Below are 19,684 nucleotides of genomic sequence, written 5' to 3' on the forward strand. Positions count from 1 at the left end.
CAGACAAGACGCCGTCGAAGTGGCCTCGACGGCGCCTTGATTCAATCGCCCAGTTGCAACAGGAAGTCCTGGACGTAGGGCACAACCGATATTCCGGCGTGGGCGGTGTTGGGCACAATGTCTTGCTGAACACGTATGTCATAGGCCTCAAGGTTACGCGCCAGTGTGGTATTGCGCTCCACCCGGGTGCGGCCGGCGTCATTGATGCCTTCCTTGTATTGCACTGAACCGGGCTCGTAGTGGATCTCCCAGGTTTCCAGGTCGGCGGCCCCCACTAACAGCTGAACATCGACTTCACGCAGCGCATCGAGATTCAGGCGTTTACCGAAAATCGCCTCGACGCCTCCGGTACCCACCCACCAATCGCGCCCCTCATCGATCAAGGTCACCGACCCCGGTGCACCGATAGACACGGAGCGTAGACGTTCGGGGTGCAGGTAGTAAAATCGGTTGGCAAAGTGGCCACCACCCGAATAACCAAACAATGAAAACCGCTGGAACGACGTGTTGAGTGCCTCGGATACTTCATCCACCATGGCCAGCAGGACTTCGTCATACCGAATGTCCCCTTCCTTGAGGTACTTGAAACCATGCGGGTTGCCATCACCCAGTGGACCTACCGGAAACAGCGGCGCGAGAATGATGTAGCGGTTGAAGCGGCCGAACTCGGCAAACGCGTCCCGATACTCGACCATCGTGCGCCCGGTGCCATGGACCGCGACCAGCAAACGATGGCCTTCAGGCGATTGATCAAAGGTTTGCGGAACATAAAGACAATAGGCAAAACGCGGATCCCTGCGGCACGAAAATATGGTCGTGCTACCTCGGTAGTACATCTGGCGACGCCGCGCTTCGGGGGTGTCCTGAGGGTTGCTCAACATTGTGAAACCTCGTTGATAATTGTGCCATTATTGGTAGATACAGCGGGCCAGGGTCATGCACGGTCGCGACTCGAACACCCACTTTCCAGGTTTTGTGGAAGTCACCCTTGAACAAAAAAACGACTGATCGCAGCCAATTGGTGCTGCTGATTTCAAATGACATCAATGCCGGTATTCTTCCGACCGGCAGCTGGCTCAAGCAGATCGATCTCGAACACCGCTACGGCTGTACCCGACTGGACATCCGTCGTGCGCTGGACCAATTGGTCCTGAAAAACATGGTCGAACACATCCCCAATCGGGGTTATTACGTCCACACGCCTGACTTGACCCAGGTGTCGGATACCCGCGAAGTTCGCATCGCACTCGAATGTGCAGCGGTCGATCAAATGGTCGTCACCGAAGAACGTCTGCAGGCGCTGGACGTCATCGCTCAACGCTTCAGCCGCCTGGTCAACGAAGGCACGATGCAAGAGTGCTACAGCGCCAATCTCGAGTTTCATCGCGGGATCTATGACATGTGCACCAACCGGGTCATGATCGAGTTCATCGAAGAAATTCGCAGCCGTCCCCCATCGTCTCCCGGTGGCACCTGGCGTACGCATCTGCGCGCAGAGCAGTCGAGCCGCGAACATTTCCAGATCCTTGAGCTCCTGCGTAACGGTGACCGCGAACAACTCAAGCGACTGATCGCGGCGCACATCCGTCAAACCCCGTTGGAGCCATAAGTTTCAAGGCTTGATGCTGACGCCCCACAGACGTGGCTTCTGCCCGATCCAGGCGTCGTAGCCCTCTACGTTCTGATTCAGCGCAACGATGTCCAGGCCGTTGTACATGACGATCATCGGCACTTGGTCGATGAAGCGCTCATGCAGTTGATCGAAGATTGACTGGCGCTTGGCGACGTCACCTTCCTTCTGTGCCTGGGCCAGCAGCTCCATCGCCACAGGATCCTCCCAGACCTTGCGCGACTCCTTGTCCTTGTTACCCGTCACCTGCTCAAAACTCAGCGCCGGATCGAAGCGTGCGGAATAGGTAAAGGACATCGCTTGATAACGTCCGGCCTGGTAACGCTCAAGCTGGGTCCCCCACTCCATGACCTCGACCTGCGCGTTGATACCGACCGCTTGCAGCATCGCCTGGGCAATGATTGCCAGGTCATAGCTGGGAACCATCGAGCGCTTGTTGGCGACGATCGTCAGGGGTTGACCGCGATAGCCGGCCTCCTGGAGCAGTCGCGTTGCCTTCTGCGGGTCGTAGGTGAAGCCGCGTTGTTCGCTTGGGCCGTAATAGTTGGAGGCCACGCTGATGATCGAGTTATTGGGCACACCAAAGCCGTTGCTCGTCGTCGCGACCAGTTGCTTGACATCGATGGCAGCGGCAATGGCCTGACGGATTCGCTTGTCCTTGAGCAACGGATCCCGGGTTTGGAACATCAGCACATTCATGGTCGCGCTGGGATCTGTCGAAACCTTGAGCGATGCGTGGGTCTTGATTTCGGGCAGGTCGGTTTCGGTGACTTCAGCCAGGTCCAGGTCGCCCGAAAAGAGCGCCGCCTTGACCGTCGCCTGATCGGGAATAATCACAAACCGTACTTCATGGGTCAGCGCATTCTTGCCTCCCGTATAGCCGTCGCGCGGGCCGGGCAAGGATTGATAATCCGTGAATTTGCTCAACGTGACGTACTGCCCACGCTTCCACTCGCTCAACTGATAAGGACCCGTGCCGATCGGTGCCAGGAACTCACCCTGGGCATTGACCGAGGCTTTGTTCAGTACCGCGGTGCCGCCACAATCGGTCCGCGCCAGCGTGGCGAGGAACATGCCGCTGGGCTTTTCCAGTTCCATCACCACGGTGTGGTCATCCGGTGCCGTTACCCTGGTCACCTTGGTCAAGCCGCTGCCATCAAACTCCGGAAGGCAACGCCACTGTGTCTTGGGGTCCATGTCCCGGTTCCAGCTCCAGAGCACGTCGGCGGCGGTCATTAGCTCACCGTTATGGAACTTCACACCTTGGCGCAAGGTGAAGGTGTAGGTCAGGCCATCCGCAGAAACATCGATCTTCTGTGCCAGCAATGGTTTGACTTCGCCCTTCTCCCCATAGGCCACCAACCCTTCGGTCATGTGCAGCACCACCGCATCGGAACGGTCGTCACGATTGACTCCCGGGTCCAGGCTGCGAATATCGGAGTTCATCGCCAGACGCAGGGTTTGCGCCTGGGCGATACCGCAACCGACCATGGTCATCATGCTCAGCGTCAAAGCGTTTACTAAAAAGCGATTCATAGGCGAGTCCTTGATAGAGCTGCAACGGGTTGATACCGCCACCGGTGTGACGGCTTTAAAAAATCCTTCACAGCGCAGCACTGCTGCGTAATTGATAACGCCCATCGGCCAGCCGCACCAACGGGTTGGCGGCAGCCAGCAGTCGATGAGTGAAGGCGTGTTGCGGGTTGTCGAACACTTGTGCGGTGGTGCCAATCTCGACCACTCGACCTTGCTGCATGACGGCCACGCGATGGGCAATGCGCTCCACCGCCGCCAGGTCATGGGAGATGAACAGGCAGGCAAAGCCGTACTGCTTTTGCAGCCGCTCGAACAACGCCAGGATTTGCTTTTGAATGGTCATGTCGAGGGCGGAAATCGGTTCGTCGGCGATGACCAGCTTGGGGTGACGAATCAGCGCCCGGCCAATCGCCACCCGTTGCCGTTGACCACCGGAAAGCTGATGGGGGAAGCGGTCGGCGAAGAGCGGGTCCAGCCCGACATCCTGCAAAATGGTGCGCACCCGCTCGGCACGCTGCTCCCGACTGAGCCCCGGCACATGACGCAGCGGTTCAGCGAGGATTTCCGAAATCCGGGCACGCGGATCGAGGGACGATACCGGGTCCTGAAAAATCATCTGGCATTGCAATCGATGCTCGCGATTGGTGCTCTTGAGGATGTCGACGCCATCGAAAAAGATCTCGCCGGCAATCGGATTGACCAACCCGACAACCGAACGGCCAAGGGTGGTTTTACCCGAACCGCTGCCGCCGACCAGCGCCAGGGTTTCACCCGCAGCGATTTGCAGACTGACCCCATCTACCGCACGTTTGGCTTTACCACGCCACAGGAACCCCTGGCGCCCCGGGTGCTCGATGGTGATGTTACGCATGTCGACCAACGGCGCAGCCAGTGATGCGCTGTCCAGGTTGCCTCGGGTAGGCAGGGCGTCGAGCAGTTGGCGGGTGTATTCAGCCTTGGGGCCCAGCAGGATCTGTTCGGTCGGACCGCTTTCGATCGCCTTGCCGCTGCGCATCACCACGACTGTGTGGGCATGGCGCACCACCAGCGACAAGTCATGACTGATGAACAGGATCGCCGTGCCCTCCTCTCTCGTCAGTTCGAGCATCAGTTCGATGACGTCAGCCTGGGCCAGGGTGTCGAGGGCCGTGGTCGGCTCATCGGCGATCAACAGCGCCGGGCGCAACAACATGACCGAAGCCAGCATGATGCGTTGTCGCATGCCACCGGAGAATTCGTGAGGAAAAGCGTTCAAACAACGTTGCGGATCATCCATGCCGATTCGGCGCAGCATCTCCAACGAACGGGCCAGGATGGTTTTTTCATCCAGGTCGGTGTGCAGGCGCAACCCTTCCGCCATCTGCTGGCCAATGGTCAAAGTCGGGTTGAGCGAGACCATCGGCTCCTGAAACACCATCCCGATCTTCGCGCCGCGAACATCACGCAACTGCTCGTAAGGCAAGGTGCACAGGTCGGTATCGGCAAACTCGATACGACCGGACGCGACGCGCATCGGCGGCGGCAACAGCCCGATGACAGCACGTGCCGCCATCGTCTTTCCGCTGCCGGACTCACCCACCAGCGCTACGATCTCGCCGGGTGCCATGTCGAAGCTGAGGTGGTCAACCGCAAGCGAACCCTCGGTTCCCACTTGAATGCAAAGATTACTGACGCGAAGCAAAGGCTTGACGGTATCCATTAGCGACTCATCCGGGGGTCAAGGCGATCACGCAGGGCGTCACCGAAAAGATTGATGCCGATCAGGGCAATGGAAATCATCAGGCCAGGGAAGAAACCCAGCCAGGGTGCCGTGACCAGATGCGGCCGGCTGGAGGCCAGCATGTTTCCCCAGGTGGCGGCTGGCGGAGGAACGCCTAACCCGAGAAAGCTCAAGGCGCTCTCCGACAGAATCGCCCAGCCGAACATGCTGGTGGCGAGGACAATCAACGGTGCCACGCAGTTAGGCGCGATATGCCGCCACATCGTGTACAGCTCACCATTGCCAATCACCCTGGAGGCTTCGATGAACTCTCGTTCACGTAACGACAACACCGTGCTGCGCACCACCCGAACCACGGTGGGGATATAGGCCAGGCCCAGCGCCAGCACGATGCCGTACTGACTGGCACCCACAATGGCGAGCAACCCCAGGGCCAGCAACATCCCGGGGAATGCCAGCAACGCATCGTTCACCATCATCAACAGGCGGTCCGTCCAGCCACGCAGGTAACCGGCGAGCAGACCGAACAACGTGCCGATGCTGATGGCCAGGATCACCGTCAGCAGGCTGATCCACAGGCTGGTGCGTGCACCGATGATGATGCGGCTGAAGACATCGCGGCCGAACTCATCAGTGCCCAGAAGGTGTGGCCAGGACGGCGCCATGAATCGGTTGGCCAGGTCCAACCGCAACGGGTCATAGGGCGTCCAGACGATACCGGCCACCGCGAGCAGCACCAGCACCCCCAGCAGGCTGCCACCGATCAGCGCGTTGAACGCAAGCGGACGTTTGTGCCTGGTAGCCTTCGGCACAGCGCCTGGCGGCGCGGCAATTTCGCTTAATGTCTTCATGCTTTCACCCGAGGATCGAACAACGGATACATCAGATCTACGAGCAGGTTGACCAACACGTAGACGAATGTAATGAGCAACAGGCAGCCCTGCAGTACGGGGTAATCACGGGCATAAATGGAGTCGACCATCAGGCGCCCGATGCCGGGAATGGTGAACACCGTTTCGATGACAGCGATCCCGCCCAGCAGGTTGCCGAGGATCAGGCCGATCAGTGTCCAGGTGGGGGCAAAGGCGTTGCGCAATGTATGGCGCCAAAGCACCGCGCGCTCCGACAACCCTTTGGCCCGCGCATGCGCGATGTAGTCCAGGCGCAGGACTTCGATCGAGCTGGCCCTCTGCATCCGGATAATCACGCCGCTTTCATGCAACACCAGCGTTGCCACGGGCAAGATGATGTAGGCCAGCGCTTTGCCAAAATCCGCCGAAAACGGTACATACCCCACCACCGGCAACCAGCCCAGCTCCAGGCCAAACACATACAACAGCAACAGGCCCATCCAGAAACCGGGGACCGACAGTAACAACGTCGCGGTCGTCACCAGTCCCAAATCAATCAGCGTGTCCTGTTTCCACGCCGCCAGCATGCCAAGAGGAACAGCAATCACCGCCGCCAGCGCGACCGCCGTCAGAACGATGGTCACACTGACGCTGAACCTTTCAAGCACCAGTGGTAAAACGGCTTCATGACTGGTGATCGAAAAGCCCAGATCACCCTGGAACACTGCCTTGAGCCAGATCAGGTATTGCGCGATCACCGGTTGATCCAGCCCGAGGGACTGCCGCATCTTGACCAGACTGGCGGGGTCAGCCATGTCGCCCAGCATCAGGAGCGCCGGGTCACCGGGTATCAACCGGATCATTGCGAAGACCGCAATGGATATCAGCAATAACGTCGGGACCGCCATGGCCAGACGCTGAATGATCAAACGAAACATGTGGGTTCCTCGATGTTGATACGGCCCTCAATCGAGCAGGGCTCAGGCTGACAACGGGGTAGTGTTTACCAGGTGGCATACCGCGCGTAATCGGATTCCATCTCGAGACGGTACTGCCCAAATGTACGGTTGATCGCCGGCAAGGAGGCAACTTCCATGAAGCCACTGGCCGGGCGCATCAAAATCATCGCCACCGTAGCGGACAGATTGTCCTCGCCACTCGAGCTCGGACGGGGTGGCCGGCAGACGGCAAATGGCTTGCCGAAATCATCGAAGAACGCGCTTTTGAGGTGTTCCAGCGTCAGGCTGCCATGAAATGACTTGAGCAACTTCTCGACACGGACATCGCGATAAAAGCTTTCGGGTGCGCCACCGATGCCGGTGTTCTTCAATTTGATCTGCGCCACTTCGCTGCGCCAATGGTTGGCGTGCACCAGTAAATCGTCGACTTCGAACAGCGGAAACACTTCATCAGGTGCACATTCGTAGTTGATGCCAAACCCGGCGGCATGGCTGAGCATCATGTTGTTCGAACCCGACTTTGGCGTCACGGCCACCGCTTTCATCGACAAGGCAAAATGGTTGGCGTCCAGCGCCTTGCGGCGGATAAGCGGCAATGGCACGCCAAGCGTTTGATAGTCGCGATCCGATTCCAGGTTGTTACCCGTGATCGCCGTGCCGATGGAGTTCATGCCTGCGCGGGCCAGCCCACCGGCTTCGGTGAACGTCAGCACATCCGGGCCGTCATCACGACGGATGTGCAGGACCACGCCCGTCTCCGCGCACTCCATGCGCCAGTCCCAGTTCTGGCCGTGCAGGACTTCATTGTTCGCGGTGGCGCCTGGGAGGACGATGGCGCCGGTGCAGCCATCCAGTTCCGGTTTGTCCTGCATCGAGCGCCGCCCCAGGTGAATGATCTCGGTACGGGCATTGATCATCACAATGGCCTCGAAGTCGTGACCGGAGCCTTCGGCGATACCCCGCATCTCTTCCAGGTACTGTGGCTCGAACGCTTCGATATTGGGCATGAATTGATTGACCAATCGCTTGATACCGGCCCAGTCATAACCCATGTCCAGCAATTGCTGGCCGTAGATTTCAATGCTGCGAGCAATGATCTGTGGGCAGGCTTTGCCGTATTGCACGCCTCGGGCAAATGGCCCGCCACTCAGTTCGATACACGGGAAATGCTGACTCATGCCCTGCCCTCAAATAGTTTGAGCAAGACACAGAGCAAGGATCAGACCAATTTCACAAAAACCCAATCAATATTGGCGCCAATTTGGATTCCAATAAATCACTCACTCAAAATCGCACCGTTTTCGGCCAGGAAACTGGGTAGTAAATTCACAAACGTGTAAAAACGTGGCACTCCTGATTGACCTCAAGCCACCCGGAAAAGTAACGGACATTCTCCTGAACGACTGAGCGACATCGAATGTCCACTCTGGGTGACGCTTTCATAAAGCTGCCTTCAAGGCGATGCTCGATAACGGAGGATTTTTCATGGTCAGGTCGCAAGCTGTGGATGCTCCCGTGCAAACCCTGCTGCTCGAACGCAACGAATGGGTGCCAAATAACCCGCGCTTACCGGTGCTCATTTACATCAAGGCCATTGCCGTTCACCAGAACGACCCGGCGGACCTGATCGAGAAAACCTTCACCGACAATGGCTGGCCGCCGCAATGGCGTTACGGGGTTTACGACTACCACCACTATCACACCCAGGGTCATGAAGTGCTGGGCGTGGCCAGCGGCTTCGCTCGTGTGATGCTCGGTGGCCCGGATGGCCGGGTGTTGGAAGTCAGCGCTGGCGACGTCTTGCTGTTACCCGCGGGTACGGGCCACTGCAATGTTGAGTCCAGCGATGACTTTCTGGTGGTGGGTGCTTACCCGCCGGGCCAGCACCCCGACATCTGCCGCACGGCACCCAGTCCGGAGCAACTGGCGAGTATTCTCAAGCTGCCGTTTCCCGAGCATGACCCCGTCCAGGGTTTGCATGGCGCGGTCAGTCGGTATTGGAGTGACTGATCAACGGAAGTCGATTCGACAAGGTCAGTCCCCGCGCAGAATCAGCGCATGCGCACCGTCCCACTCGGCGAAGATCTGTTGCCCGCAGTGCACGCCAAGCGACTGGTAGTCGGCCTGCAGTTTCTGCACCTGCAGTTCGAGCCCGTCTTTGGTTTCGAGATAGAGGTTGACCATCGAACCGATGAACTCTTCACCCACGACCGTGCAGCCCAACCGGTTGCGTCGCACAGGCTGCGCGGTCAGTTCGATATGCTCGGCGCTGATGCAGACCGTCACTCGCTCGGCGGGGACCACCGTTTTACCTTCCGGCAGTCGCGCCAGGAATCCACCATGCGGCGAGTCGATGCGAACCAGTCCTCCATCGTCAAAGCCGACGACCGTGCCGTACAGGATGTTCTTGCCGCCCACGAACTCCGCGACGAAGCGGTTGTGTGGTTCGAGGAATACCGCTTGCGGCGAGCCGATCTGCTCGACCCGGCCTCGGCTCATGATCACCACACGATCAGCCATGGCAAAGGCTTCGGATTGACTGTGGGTGACGTAGACGAAGGTGATGCCCAGGTCTTTTTGCAGCCCGGTCAGCACGCCTTGCATGCGTACGCTCAGATGCGCATCGAGCGCGCTCAATGGCTCATCGAGCAACAGGATCGGCGGTTCGGTGACCAACGAGCGCGCCAGCGCCACGCGTTGGCGCTGACCGCCGGAGAGCAGGCTGATATCGCGTGTGGCGAATTCCTCCAGCCCCAGTCGCTCAAGCCACTCAAGCGCCTTCTTGCGACGCTCGGCCTTGGCCATCCCCCTCATGCGCAGGCCGAATTCGACGTTTTCCAGTACATTCAAAAACGGGAACAGTGCCAGGTTCTGCCAGACCAGCGGCGTCTCCCGTTCCCAGGAACGCAGGTCATTGATGCGCTCTCCGTTAAGACGAATTTCCCCTTCGCTGGGTTTATCCAGCCCCGCGAGCATGCGCAGCGTCGTGGTTTTGCCGCAGCCGCTCGATCCCATGATCGCGACGAACTCGCCTTTGTAGATCTCCAGGTTCATACGCTCGACGGCCTGGTAGCTGCCGAAATGCTTGACTACGTTATCGAATACCACCAGCGGTTGGGTCATGGCTGAATCCTTCGTGTCTGGGTGATGGTCAGGGTGGTATCAGGCGTTTGCGGGTTTACGCCGCCGCATCAGCAGCAGTTGCGCCAGGATCACCAGGGTCATGGTGGTGATGAACACGATTGTGCCGATGGCGTTGATGGTCGGGCTCACCTGCCCTTGCAAGGTATTGAGGATGCGCACGGGCACCGTCTCGTTCAGTCCCGACACGAACCAGGCGACGGCGAATTCATCGAAGGACACAGCCATGGTCACTAACAGCGCGGCGAAAATGCTGGGGGCCGTAAAGGGCAGGATCACATGACGCATGGCCTTCCATTGATCAGCCCCCAGGTTCCAGGCGGCGGCCTCGATGTTCGGGTCCATCTGCGCCAGGCGCATCCGGATGACCGCCATGGCGAACGGTGCGCACATCACGATGTGGCTGATCATCACGGCATAAATCTCGCCGGAAAGCCCGACCCGCGACAGGAAAGCCAGCATGGCCAGCCCCATGATCACCACGGGAATGGTGGGCGGCAGTAGCGCGAGCGCCATGTAGATCGACTTGCCGAAGAACTGATATCGGAAGTCCGTGTAGGCGGCAGTAAACCCGAGCAGCGTTGAGACCAGCGACACGACCACGCCCACCGTGAGGCTGTTGCGGAAGGCCTGCGAGACCGCCGGGTCGGCGGCAATCGTCTTGTACCAGTGCAGGCTGAAACCGCCCAGGGGCAAGGATGGGAAACGGTCGATGTTGAACGAGAACACGAAGCTGCCGGCAATGGGCATGAAAATAAAGATGAACACCAGAACCACAAAGCTGCGCAGCAGAAAATTGATCAACCGATGCTCGTTCATGCGCGCCTCCGGTAAGCGAAGCGCACCGCGCCAAAGGCACCGATGAGCAACGTCACAATCATCATCGTGGCGATCACCGCCGCCCGTGGCCATTGCTGGCCGGATTTGGTGGTGTCCGTGATCAACGTACTCAAGGTCGGCGGCTGGCCACCGCCCAGGTAAAGCGGGCTGACAAAGTCGCCGAACGTCAGGATGAAGCAGAACAGCGCCGCCACCACGATGCCGATCCGCGCCGACGGCACCACCACCCGAAATACCGTTCGCAGCCGACCACAGCCAAGGTTGTGCGCGGCCTCGATCAACGAGCGATCGATGTACATCAGGCTGAACAATTGCAGCAACACCACCAAGGGCAGGCACAGCGTGAAGTAGCCGACATAGGTGCCGAACGCCGTGTTCAACATGGCAAACGGTTCCAGTCCGACCAGGCCCAGAGCAGCATTGAAAATGCCGTTATCGCTGAGGAAAACCTGCCATGAATAGGTGCGCACCAGGTAGCTGGTGAAGAACGGTGTGACCAGCAGCAACACCAGCAACTGCCTGGTCGAGTCACGGAACTTGAAGGCGATCGTATAAGCGCAGGGAAAGGCCACGAGGCTGACCAGCACCGTGGCCCCCGCTGCCATGGCCAGGGTATGGACGTAGGCATCCCAAAAGAAGCCCCGGCTGAACATGTAGCTCCAGTTCTGCCACTCCAACGCCGGCACCATCCGGAAGTTGCGTACCAGCCAGAAGCTGATGGCCACCAGAAACACCAGTGGCAATACGAAGAAAATCAACTGCCAGGCCAGGATCGGCATCGAGACACAGAGGCCAAACCCGGGCAAGCGCCATCCCCTCCGGATACCGCGCGGCGTTTTGGCACCGGCGTTATTGGAAAGTACCGACGGTGAAGTCTTCAACTTGTCTGAAATCATGGTGACCACCTCCGCTCGTCCCGTCAGGCGCCCTTGTATTGCGACCAGAAGTCGTTCCACTCATCCAGGCTCTGGCGGACCGGCAGTTCGCGGTACTTGATCCGGCCATCGCGGATGTCATCCATTACGTTGCGCTCACCGAGCACCATGCCTTGGCGCCGGGCTTCGGCGGGGTCGGTGCGGTTGAGCAGTTCCCAGCCTTTCTTGTTGGGAATGAGCGCTGGATACGCAGCCATCTTCGCCGACTTGACCTGGCCCTCCGGCGAAGTGATGTATTGGATGAACTTCTTCGCCAGCTCCGGGCTGTGTGCTTTTCGGGCGATGCAGTAAGACTCTGTCCATTGCAACCCGCCCTCCTTCGGCAACACGGTTTTCACCGGTGCGCCGGCGCGTTGCAAGACACCGGTGATCCAGTCACCGATGCCGCACATGGCATGGATCTGACCGTTCTTGAGCGAAGAAAAGGTGCCGCCGTAATCGAAGAAACCGCCGATCTGCGGGCGCAGGCTCATCATCTTCTGTTGCACCCTTTGCCAGTGCGCGGCATCGATGTCGTAGGGGCGCGCATTGCCGTTCATCAAACTGATCTGCCCGAGGTTCGGCAGGTGCCAGTCGAAGTGTCCGACCTTGCCCTTGAGGCTCTCGTCCCAGAACACGTCATAGCTTTGCACCTTGGTTTCGGGAACCAGTTGGGTGTTGTAGGCAATGCCGAGGAAGCCAAAGCGGATCAGCACCGAATAGAGCGTGTCGCCCTGCCAGTGGCCGGGAAAATGCTGGAACTCCGGGTAGAAGTCATCGAAGGGATAGTCCGCGGGGTCGAGTGGCTCGATGTATTCGGCGGCATTGAGTTGCTGCACATACTCGGCGTCGGACAGGATCAGGTCGAAGGTGCCGGGCGGCGACTGCGAGATCAGCCCCAGCATGTTGTCGCCACCGGTGTAGTACTTGGCCCGGACCTTGACCCCGTACTGGCGCTCGAAATCGGCGACGATGTCCGGTTCTGCGTGACCGGCCCAGGCGAGGATAACCAGTTCCTTTTCCGCGGCGGCAAAGCTTCTCGAAGGCAGCAAGCCTGAAAGTGCTGCGGTGCCAGCCAGGATGCCGGTGGTCTTGAGGAAGGTGCGGCGTGAAAGGTCGATGCGATTTTTCATTATTGTCTCGCTCTGGGTGATGAAGGTGTCCCCTGCCTGCTGTGGCTGCCAACCACACGCGTCATTCGCTGGCTGAATGCATTGCAGCAGTTCGCCATCACCCGTTTTTGTGCGCGCCCGACCTGGACTTTGTCAGAACCGACCCTCTTCCCCATCAAAAGCGGCATACGTATATCCGATAATCGGACATAAATGACAAAACAGAGGGTGATTTGTCATTTACGGGTCGGATTTAGACAAGTTGGAGCCCTGCCCCTCTGATCGAATTGCTTCATGCGGCGCCTTTGATTCCTGCAATCCAGGGGGTCGGCCAAAACCACCAAGCGATCAATCACTTTCCAAGGGTCTGTAGATGAACAACAGCGTCGTAATTGGAGAACTCACCTGGCCGGAATACGCCGAGAAGGTCGCCACCGGCTGCCCTATCTTTCTGCCGGTTGGCGCACTGGAGCAGCACGGCCATCACATGTGCATGGAAGTCGATGTCCTGCTGCCTACCGCGATCTGCAAGGCGGTCGCGCAACAGGTCAGCGGCCTGGTATTGCCTGCCCTGGCCTATGGCTACAAGTCGCAGCAGAAATCAGGTGGCGGCAATCACTTTCCTGGCACCACCAGCCTCGATGGCGCCACGCTGACCAGCACCGTGCAGGACATCATCCGGGAACTGGCGCGCCATGGCGCCCGCAAACTGGTGATGATGAACGGTCACTTTGAAAACTCGATGTTCATTGTCGAGGGCATCGACCTTGCCCTTCGGGAGCTTCGCTACGGTGGCATCACTGACTTCAAGGTGGTCGTGCTGTCTTATTGGGACTTCGTCAACGATCCGGCCGTCATTGCAAAGCTGTACCCCGACGGTTTCCTCGGCTGGGACATCGAACACGGCGGTATTTTCGAAACGTCACTGATGTTGGCCCTGCACCCCGACAAGGTCGATCTGAGTCGTGCCGTTGACCACCCTCCCGCCACTTTCCCGCCGTATGACGTCTTCCCGATCATCCCGGAGCGCACACCGGCCTGCGGAACACTGTCATCGCCCAAAGGCTCCAGTCGCGAGAAAGGCGAGCTGATTCTCGAAGTGTGTGTCTCGGGCATCAGCGCCGCCGTGCGCGAGGCTTTTGATTGAGTCCCTGTGGGAGCGAGCCTGCTCGCGATGGACGTCAACGATAACGCGGGGAATCAGACAGCCCGTGTCGTCCATCAGTCCATCGCGAGCGAGCTCGCTCCTACAACGTGCATGACCCGCCGTAACCCTCCCAAGTAAAATAATAAGGGTAAGTCTCATGTCCAGCAGCTCAAAATTGGCCCCAGGCCTCAAGCAGCGTCACGTCACCATGTTGTCCATTGCCGGTGCCATTGGCGCCGGCCTGTTCATCGGTTCAGGCCACGCCATCGCTTCGGCGGGACCCGCCGCCATCCTGGCGTATATTTTTTCCGGCACGTTGGTGGTGCTGGTCATGCGCATGCTGGGAGAGATGGCCGTCGCATCGCCGGACACAGGATCCTTTTCGACCTACGCCGAGCGGGCGATGGGGCGCAGCGCCGGTTTTACCATCGGCTGGCTGTACTGGTGGTTCTGGGTGCTGGTCATTCCCATTGAAGCCATCGCCGCTGCCGCCATCCTGCACGCCTGGTTTCCCGCCATTCAAACCTGGGAATTTGCAATCGCGGTCACCGGCCTGCTGACATTGACCAACCTGTTCAGTGTCGCCCGCTACGGCGAGTTCGAATTCTGGTTCGCCATGCTCAAGGTCATCGCGGTACTGGGGTTCATCGCCCTGGGTGCGCTGGCACTGGCGGGCGCACTGCCGCAGACGACGGTGAGCGGTGTCGTGCAATTGAGCCATGAGTTCGGTGGCTTCATGCCCAACGGCATGAGTGCCGTCATCGGCGCGATGCTCACCACGGTGTTCAGCTTCATGGGCACGGAGATCGTCACCATCGCCGCAGCCGAATCGCAGAATCCGTCCAGGCAGATCACCCGTGCGACCAACTCCGTGGTCTGGCGGATGGGCATTTTCTATATCGTCTCGGTGTTCCTCATCATCTCCATCGTGCCCTGGAACGACCCCATGCTCATGGAAGTCGGTTCCTACCAGCGAGCGCTTGAGTTGATGAACATCCCGCACGCCAAAATGATCGTGGATATCGTCGTGCTGATTGCGGTCGCCAGTTGCCTCAACTCGGCCATCTATACGGCGTCGCGCATGGTCTACTCCCTGAGCAAGCGCGGGGATGGCCCTCGACTGCTTCAGAAAACCTCGTCTTCGGGGGTGCCTTATGTAGCGGTGATGGCCAGTACAGCGGTCGGTTTCCTGACCACGGCACTCAATTACTTTGCGCCCAACGAAGTGTTCTCCTTCCTGCTGGCCAGCTCCGGGGCCGTCGCGCTGCTGGTCTATCTGGTGATTGCCGTTTCGCAACTGGTACTGCGCAAGAAGATGAATGCTTCGGGACAACCGATCGCCTTCAAGATGTGGCTGTTCCCCTGGCTGAGCTACCTGGTGATTGCCTGCATCCTGAGCATCCTGGTGATCATGCTGATTTTGCCGCAGCACCGCATGGAGGTGATTGCGACGGGGGCGCTGACCCTGTCCATCGTCTGTATCGGCGCCCTCTTCAACGCCAGGAAGCCGACGGCTCGAACCGTTGGAATGGCTCAACCAGAAAACGCTTAAAGGCCCTTGTAGGAGCTGGCTTGCCAGCGAAGACGTCATCACCGGCGATAAAGATGTCGCCTGACACGCCGCTTTCGCTGGCAAGCCAGCTCCTACAGGTTCAGGCATCCACGATCACCTCTTTCCGGCCACTCTGCACCACGCAGCTGGCCGGTTTTTTTGTTAATCCCTCCCTGGACACAGGGTGTAAAATCCAGAACCTCCCGAACAGGGCTGACAATCATAAAAACGAGATGGCGTTGTCCCTGTCGGCAGTTTGCCGCAGAGCACGTCACTGATGCAGTTGAGGAGCGGTAACCATGGCGAAACTCCAGGTGGCGAAACCCGCCGCAGGACGCTCGGCGAATGAACAACGGCCGGTGAAAACCGTGGGTTTCCTGGTCATCCCCAACTTCACCACCATCGGTTTCGCCTCCGCGGTGGAAACGCTGCGCATGGCCAACCTGGCCGCGCGCAAACCGATATTTCGCACGGTCATCATTGCCGCCAGCCTGGACCCGGTCACGGCCAGCAACGGCATGCGCATCCTGCCCGACCACAGCATCACCGATGCACCCAAGCTCGACATGCTGTTCGTTGTCGGCTCAAACCCGATCGTCTCCAACCACAGCACCCGACCCTTGCTCAATTGGCTACGCAAACTGGCGCACGATCAGGTGCCGCTGGGCGGGATTTGCACCGGCAGCCACTTGTTGGCCCGCGCCGATTTGCTCAAGGGCTATCGCTGCACGATTCACTGGGAAGACATCGAGGCCCTGAAGGAACGGTTCCCGGGGATCATCATTTCCAACCAGCTGTTCGAGCTGGACCGTGATCGCTACACCTGTTCCGGTGGCGTGGCGTCCATGGACATGACCTTGCAGTTGATCGCACGCGAACCCGGTGGCCGGGACATCGCCGCCCATACGGCCGAGTTGCTGTTGTGTGATCGAATCCGGGGAGCGCAGGAGCAACAGCGTGTGCCATTGCGGCAAAAGCTGGGCACTTCGCAGCCCAAGCTCAGCCAGATGGTGGCAATCATGGAGGCCAATCTCGAGGAGCCGGTTGGCCTTGAGGAACTCGCGCGGTTGAACGAGGTGTCGGTGCGGCAACTGGAGCGCCTGTTTCACAAGCACCTGCAACGCACGCCGAGTCAGTACTACCTGGAGTTGCGCCTTGCGCGGGCGCGACAATTGTTACTGCGCAGCGAATCGCAGGTGCGTGATATCGCCCTCGCCTGCGGCTTCGTTTCCCCGGCGCACTTCTCCAAATGCTACAGCCGCTTTTTCGGTGTATCGCCCATGGGTGAGCGCAAGCAGGTGGCTGCGGTGCATTGATTCAATATTGATGTTGGCCAGACTGGCCTCATCGCGGGCAAGCCCGCTCCCACAGGATTTTCAGTGAACACAGATTGTGTATCCACCAAAGATCCCTGTGGGAGCGGGCTTGCCCGCGATGGCGTCCCTGAGATCGCCGAATGAATGTCAGTCCTGCAAAGCCTTATGCGCCGTCTCCCGACTCGCCAGCATGGCAACCAGTGCCACCGCCGCGGCCGCCAACAGATACCAGGCCGGGGCCATTTTGTTGCCGGTCAGTTGAATCAGCCAAGTGGCGATAAACGGTGCGGTGCCGCCGAACACTGCGTTGGCGATATTGAAGCTGAAGGCAAAGCCACTGAAGCGCACGCGGGTGGGGAATATCTCGGCAAGGAAGCATGGCAAGGTGCCGTCGTTCATCGCCAGGATGGCGCCGAACGCGATCTGGATCATCAGAATCACGATCAGCGGCTGGTTCTCCAGCATCCCGAACAAGGGAAAGGTCAGCGCCAGGAACAAGACTGAAGCGATTACCAGCATGGTCTTGCGCCCGAAGCGGTCCGACAGTTTGCCCATCAGGAAAATCAACCCGATGTAAGTCGCCAGCGACACCGTCGACGCCAGGAACGAATCACGCTCGTTCATGCCCATTTCGGTGGACAGGTAGGTCGGCATGTAGCTGAGCAACAGGTAAAACGCCACGGCATTCAAGCACGTCGCGCCGATCCCGATCATCACGCTGCGTCGATGCACGGTCAGCAGTTCGCGAACCGGCGCGTGGCTCGCGCACTCCTTCGCTTCAAGGCGTTTTTCCATCTCCAGGAACTTGGGCGTGTCTTGCAGACTCATGCGGATATAACGCCCCACCAGCCCGAACGGTGCCGCCAGCAGAAAGGGTAACCGCCAGCCCCAACTGTGCAGGTCCTCGACACTCATCCAGGCGTGCAAGCAGGCGACAAACACCGCACCGAACAGCAAGCCTGCCGCCGTGCTCGCCGGGACAATGCTGGTGTACAAACCGCGTTTGCCCTCGGGCGCATACTCGGCGAGAAAGGCCGATGCGCCGGCGTACTCCCCTGAAGCAGAGAAGCCCTGGAACAGGCGAATCAACAGCAACAAGGCGGGTGCCCACAGGCCGATATGGTTGTAGGTCGGCAGGACACCGATGCAAAAGGTCGAGATCGACATAATCAGAATCGACCAGGACAGCGCACTGCGCCGCCCGTATTTGTCACCGAAGTGCCCCCAGACCAGTCCTCCCAGCGGGCGGACGATAAACGACAGCGCGAACACGGCAAAAGTCGCCAGCAGCGCAGTCGCCTTGTCGGTTTGCGGAAAGAACGTCAGCGCGATGACGGTGGCCAGGTAGCCGTAGGCTGCATAGTCGAACCACTCGACGAAGTTGCCCATGAAGCTGGCACTGGCTGCGCGCCGCAGGGCCTTGCGCTCGGCGGTCTGTTCAAGTTTCTGCGCCAGGGTCGGCGTCAGGCTTGCGCTTTGGGTGCTCATTGGGCACCTCCGGTGTGAGAGGTGCGGTTGGCGAAATGAATAGTCGGGACGTAGAACATGACAAAACCCTCTATTGTTTTACTTGGCAGGGTTAAGGTTCAGTAGATGCTGCGCGCACTGTGGCGAGGGGATTTATCCCCGTTGGGTGGCGCAGCCACCCCATTAACGATGCGATTTTACGACTGCTGCGCAGCCGAACGGGGATAAATCCCCTCGCCACAAACGCCGCACAGGTTCACTGTGCGGCGCAGGGCCTTATTTTTTGATGATGTTGTGTTCCGGGCCGTACGGGAACTTCGTGATGTTTTCCCCGCCCTGTTCGTTGACGATCAGGATGTCGTGCTCACGATACCCGCCCGCCCCCGGAAGGCCTTCGGGCAGCATGATCATCGGTTCGATCGATACCACCATCCCCGGTTCCAGCACGGTGTCGATGTCTTCGCGCAGTTCCAGCCCGGCTTCGCGGCCGTAGTAATGGCTCAGTGTCCCGAACGAGTGGCCGTAGCCGAAGGTGCGGTATTGCAGCAGATCGTGTTCCAGGAAGATCTCGTTCAGCTGCAGCGCGATATCGCAGCAGCGCATGCCCGGCTTGATCAGTTTCAGGCCGGCCTCGTGCACCTTGACGTTTACTTCCCACAGGCGCAGATGTTCGTCGGAGCAGTGGTCCAGGAACAACGTACGTTCCAGTGCGGTGTAGTAACCGGCGATCATCGGGAAGCAATTGAGGCTGAGGATGTCACCCTTGTTGACCTTGCGCGAGGTCACCGGGTTATGTGCACCGTCAGTGTTGATGCCGGACTGGAACCAGGTCCAGGTATCCATCAGTTCGGAATCCGGGAAGGTGCGGGCAATTTCGCGCACCATGGCCTGGGTGGCGTGCAGGGCCACTTCGTATTCCGGCACCTGATCACGCAAGGCTTCGACGACGGCTGCGCCGCCGATGTCCGCTATCCGTGCACCCTGGCGAATGATCGCGTGCTCTTCGGCGGACTTGATCATGCGCATGCGCATGCACGGTGCGGCGATATCCACCAGCTCGGCCTGCGGATAGCGGCTGGCAAGCTTGTCGCGATTGAGCAGATTCAGATGGTCGAACTCGATGCCGATACGTCCGGCCTTGGGCAAGGCCTGCTGGATCGCGACGAAATAGTTGTCGCGCTGCCAGTCTGTGTAGACGATGTTTTCCGTGCCGACCGTACGACGCCAAGGCTGACCGCCATCGATGTTGGCGCTGATGGTCACGGCGCTGTCCTGGGTCACAACCAGTGCGTACTGGCGCCCGAAAGAGCAGTACAGGAAATCGCTGTAGTAGTTGATGTTGTGATAGGACGTGAAGACGGCCGCGTCGATATTGTTCTGCGCCAGATAAGCCCGCAACCTGGCCTGGCGGTTGGCATATTCCTGGGCCGAGAACGTCGGGTTGGTTCTCTCGCCGTTCTTGATCTGGATGGTTTTCGGCATTTGCATGTCATTTATCC

General features: G+C 59.1%; 17 protein-coding genes. 5 read left to right on the top strand and 12 right to left on the bottom strand.

Annotation, left to right across the window (positions count from 1 at the left end):
• Positions 1-41: 41 nt before the first annotated feature.
• The gene (locus GPL81_RS05870; RefSeq protein WP_160105753.1) at positions 42-881 is read right to left on the bottom strand and encodes an alpha/beta hydrolase family protein; all 840 of its coding nucleotides are present in this window, start codon (positions 879-881) and stop codon (positions 42-44) included.
• A gap of 107 nt (positions 882-988) precedes the next feature.
• On the opposite strand from GPL81_RS05870, the gene GPL81_RS05875 reads away from it, so the two are divergent.
• Entirely contained in the window at positions 989-1,609 is a 621-nt protein-coding gene (locus tag GPL81_RS05875) for a GntR family transcriptional regulator (protein WP_246218899.1), read from the top strand.
• A gap of 3 nt (positions 1,610-1,612) precedes the next feature.
• On the opposite strand, the gene GPL81_RS05880 is transcribed toward GPL81_RS05875, so the two are convergent.
• The 5 genes from GPL81_RS05880 to GPL81_RS05900 all read right to left on the bottom strand — a co-directional run bounded on the left by GPL81_RS05880 (position 1,613) and on the right by GPL81_RS05900 (position 7,874).
• A complete protein-coding gene (locus tag GPL81_RS05880) occupies positions 1,613-3,166 on the bottom strand; it encodes an ABC transporter substrate-binding protein (RefSeq protein WP_096511475.1) in 1,554 nt (517 codons plus the stop codon).
• 67 nt (positions 3,167-3,233) lie between these two features.
• The gene (locus tag GPL81_RS05885) at positions 3,234-4,865 is read right to left on the bottom strand and encodes a dipeptide ABC transporter ATP-binding protein (protein ID WP_160105755.1); all 1,632 of its coding nucleotides are present in this window, start codon (positions 4,863-4,865) and stop codon (positions 3,234-3,236) included.
• Positions 4,865-5,737 (bottom strand): ABC transporter permease, encoded by an 873-nt coding sequence (locus GPL81_RS05890; RefSeq protein ID WP_160105757.1) that lies wholly within the window; start codon positions 5,735-5,737, stop codon positions 4,865-4,867. The genes GPL81_RS05885 and GPL81_RS05890 overlap by 1 nt, the downstream gene beginning before the upstream one ends.
• A complete protein-coding gene (locus GPL81_RS05895) occupies positions 5,734-6,675 on the bottom strand; it encodes an ABC transporter permease (RefSeq protein WP_160105759.1) in 942 nt (313 codons plus the stop codon). Before GPL81_RS05895 ends, GPL81_RS05890 begins: the two co-directional genes overlap by 4 nt.
• 65 nt (positions 6,676-6,740) lie before the next feature.
• A complete protein-coding gene (locus GPL81_RS05900) occupies positions 6,741-7,874 on the bottom strand; it encodes a C45 family autoproteolytic acyltransferase/hydrolase (RefSeq protein ID WP_160105761.1) in 1,134 nt (377 codons plus the stop codon).
• A gap of 307 nt (positions 7,875-8,181) precedes the next feature.
• Between GPL81_RS05900 and GPL81_RS05905 the strand changes: the two genes are divergently transcribed.
• Entirely contained in the window at positions 8,182-8,706 is a 525-nt protein-coding gene (locus tag GPL81_RS05905; RefSeq protein ID WP_160105763.1) for a cupin, read from the top strand.
• Between the two features lie 24 nt (positions 8,707-8,730).
• Here GPL81_RS05905 and GPL81_RS05910 read toward each other — a convergent pair whose 3' ends face one another.
• From GPL81_RS05910 to GPL81_RS05925, 4 genes are read right to left on the bottom strand one after another with little or no spacing between them, the layout of a single operon-like run.
• A complete protein-coding gene (locus GPL81_RS05910) occupies positions 8,731-9,819 on the bottom strand; it encodes an ABC transporter ATP-binding protein (protein WP_160105765.1) in 1,089 nt (362 codons plus the stop codon).
• Positions 9,820-9,858: 39 nt separating this feature from the next.
• A complete protein-coding gene (locus GPL81_RS05915) occupies positions 9,859-10,656 on the bottom strand; it encodes an ABC transporter permease (protein ID WP_160105767.1) in 798 nt (265 codons plus the stop codon).
• Entirely contained in the window at positions 10,653-11,573 is a 921-nt protein-coding gene (locus GPL81_RS05920) for an ABC transporter permease (RefSeq protein ID WP_178122569.1), read from the bottom strand. Before GPL81_RS05920 ends, GPL81_RS05915 begins: the two co-directional genes overlap by 4 nt.
• A 23-nt stretch (positions 11,574-11,596) precedes the next feature.
• Complete coding sequence (locus GPL81_RS05925) at positions 11,597-12,724, bottom strand: extracellular solute-binding protein (RefSeq protein ID WP_160105769.1); 1,128 nt, start codon at positions 12,722-12,724, stop codon at positions 11,597-11,599.
• A gap of 352 nt (positions 12,725-13,076) precedes the next feature.
• Between GPL81_RS05925 and GPL81_RS05930 the strand changes: the two genes are divergently transcribed.
• The 3 genes from GPL81_RS05930 to GPL81_RS05940 all read left to right on the top strand — a co-directional run bounded on the left by GPL81_RS05930 (position 13,077) and on the right by GPL81_RS05940 (position 16,718).
• Positions 13,077-13,850 carry a creatininase gene (locus GPL81_RS05930; protein WP_160105771.1) on the top strand — a complete coding sequence of 258 codons (774 nt, stop codon included), beginning with the start codon at positions 13,077-13,079 and terminating at the stop codon, positions 13,848-13,850.
• 157 nt (positions 13,851-14,007) lie between these two features.
• Positions 14,008-15,402: a GABA permease gene (gabP, locus tag GPL81_RS05935; protein WP_160105773.1), complete on the top strand. Its 1,395-nt coding sequence runs from the start codon at positions 14,008-14,010 to the stop codon at positions 15,400-15,402.
• A 299-nt stretch (positions 15,403-15,701) separates the two neighbouring features.
• The gene (locus GPL81_RS05940; protein ID WP_160105774.1) at positions 15,702-16,718 is read left to right on the top strand and encodes a GlxA family transcriptional regulator; all 1,017 of its coding nucleotides are present in this window, start codon (positions 15,702-15,704) and stop codon (positions 16,716-16,718) included.
• A 147-nt stretch (positions 16,719-16,865) separates the two neighbouring features.
• Here GPL81_RS05940 and GPL81_RS05945 read toward each other — a convergent pair whose 3' ends face one another.
• Together GPL81_RS05945 and GPL81_RS05950 are read right to left on the bottom strand one after the other, a co-directional pair.
• The gene (locus GPL81_RS05945) at positions 16,866-18,206 is read right to left on the bottom strand and encodes an MFS transporter (protein ID WP_160105775.1); all 1,341 of its coding nucleotides are present in this window, start codon (positions 18,204-18,206) and stop codon (positions 16,866-16,868) included.
• A gap of 255 nt (positions 18,207-18,461) precedes the next feature.
• On the bottom strand, positions 18,462-19,673 hold the full coding sequence (locus GPL81_RS05950; RefSeq protein WP_160105777.1) for a M24 family metallopeptidase: 1,212 nt from the start codon (positions 19,671-19,673) through the stop codon (positions 18,462-18,464).
• Positions 19,674-19,684 lie beyond the last annotated feature (11 nt).

The sequence above is a fragment of the Pseudomonas izuensis genome, assembly GCF_009861505.1.
In the GTDB taxonomy this organism is placed as follows: Bacteria; Pseudomonadota; Gammaproteobacteria; order Pseudomonadales; family Pseudomonadaceae; genus Aquipseudomonas; species Aquipseudomonas izuensis.

Excerpts from the sequence above, each read along its gene's own strand:
- GPL81_RS05870 (WP_160105753.1), bottom strand. The coding sequence starts at position 881 with ATGTTGAGCAACCCTCAGGACACCCCCGAAGCGCGGCGTCGCCAGATG.
- GPL81_RS05880 (WP_096511475.1), bottom strand. The coding sequence starts at position 3,166 with ATGAATCGCTTTTTAGTAAACGCTTTGACGCTGAGCATGATGACCATG.
- GPL81_RS05885 (WP_160105755.1), bottom strand. The coding sequence starts at position 4,865 with ATGGATACCGTCAAGCCTTTGCTTCGCGTCAGTAATCTTTGCATTCAA.
- GPL81_RS05890 (WP_160105757.1), bottom strand. The coding sequence starts at position 5,737 with ATGAAGACATTAAGCGAAATTGCCGCGCCGCCAGGCGCTGTGCCGAAG.
- GPL81_RS05895 (WP_160105759.1), bottom strand. The coding sequence starts at position 6,675 with ATGTTTCGTTTGATCATTCAGCGTCTGGCCATGGCGGTCCCGACGTTA.
- GPL81_RS05900 (WP_160105761.1), bottom strand. The coding sequence starts at position 7,874 with ATGAGTCAGCATTTCCCGTGTATCGAACTGAGTGGCGGGCCATTTGCC.
- GPL81_RS05905 (WP_160105763.1), top strand. The coding sequence starts at position 8,182 with ATGGTCAGGTCGCAAGCTGTGGATGCTCCCGTGCAAACCCTGCTGCTC.
- GPL81_RS05910 (WP_160105765.1), bottom strand. The coding sequence starts at position 9,819 with ATGACCCAACCGCTGGTGGTATTCGATAACGTAGTCAAGCATTTCGGC.
- GPL81_RS05915 (WP_160105767.1), bottom strand. The coding sequence starts at position 10,656 with ATGAACGAGCATCGGTTGATCAATTTTCTGCTGCGCAGCTTTGTGGTT.
- GPL81_RS05920 (WP_178122569.1), bottom strand. The coding sequence starts at position 11,573 with ATGATTTCAGACAAGTTGAAGACTTCACCGTCGGTACTTTCCAATAAC.
- GPL81_RS05925 (WP_160105769.1), bottom strand. The coding sequence starts at position 12,724 with ATGAAAAATCGCATCGACCTTTCACGCCGCACCTTCCTCAAGACCACC.
- GPL81_RS05930 (WP_160105771.1), top strand. The coding sequence starts at position 13,077 with ATGAACAACAGCGTCGTAATTGGAGAACTCACCTGGCCGGAATACGCC.
- gabP (WP_160105773.1), top strand. The coding sequence starts at position 14,008 with ATGTCCAGCAGCTCAAAATTGGCCCCAGGCCTCAAGCAGCGTCACGTC.
- GPL81_RS05940 (WP_160105774.1), top strand. The coding sequence starts at position 15,702 with ATGGCGAAACTCCAGGTGGCGAAACCCGCCGCAGGACGCTCGGCGAAT.
- GPL81_RS05945 (WP_160105775.1), bottom strand. The coding sequence starts at position 18,206 with ATGAGCACCCAAAGCGCAAGCCTGACGCCGACCCTGGCGCAGAAACTT.
- GPL81_RS05950 (WP_160105777.1), bottom strand. The coding sequence starts at position 19,673 with ATGCAAATGCCGAAAACCATCCAGATCAAGAACGGCGAGAGAACCAAC.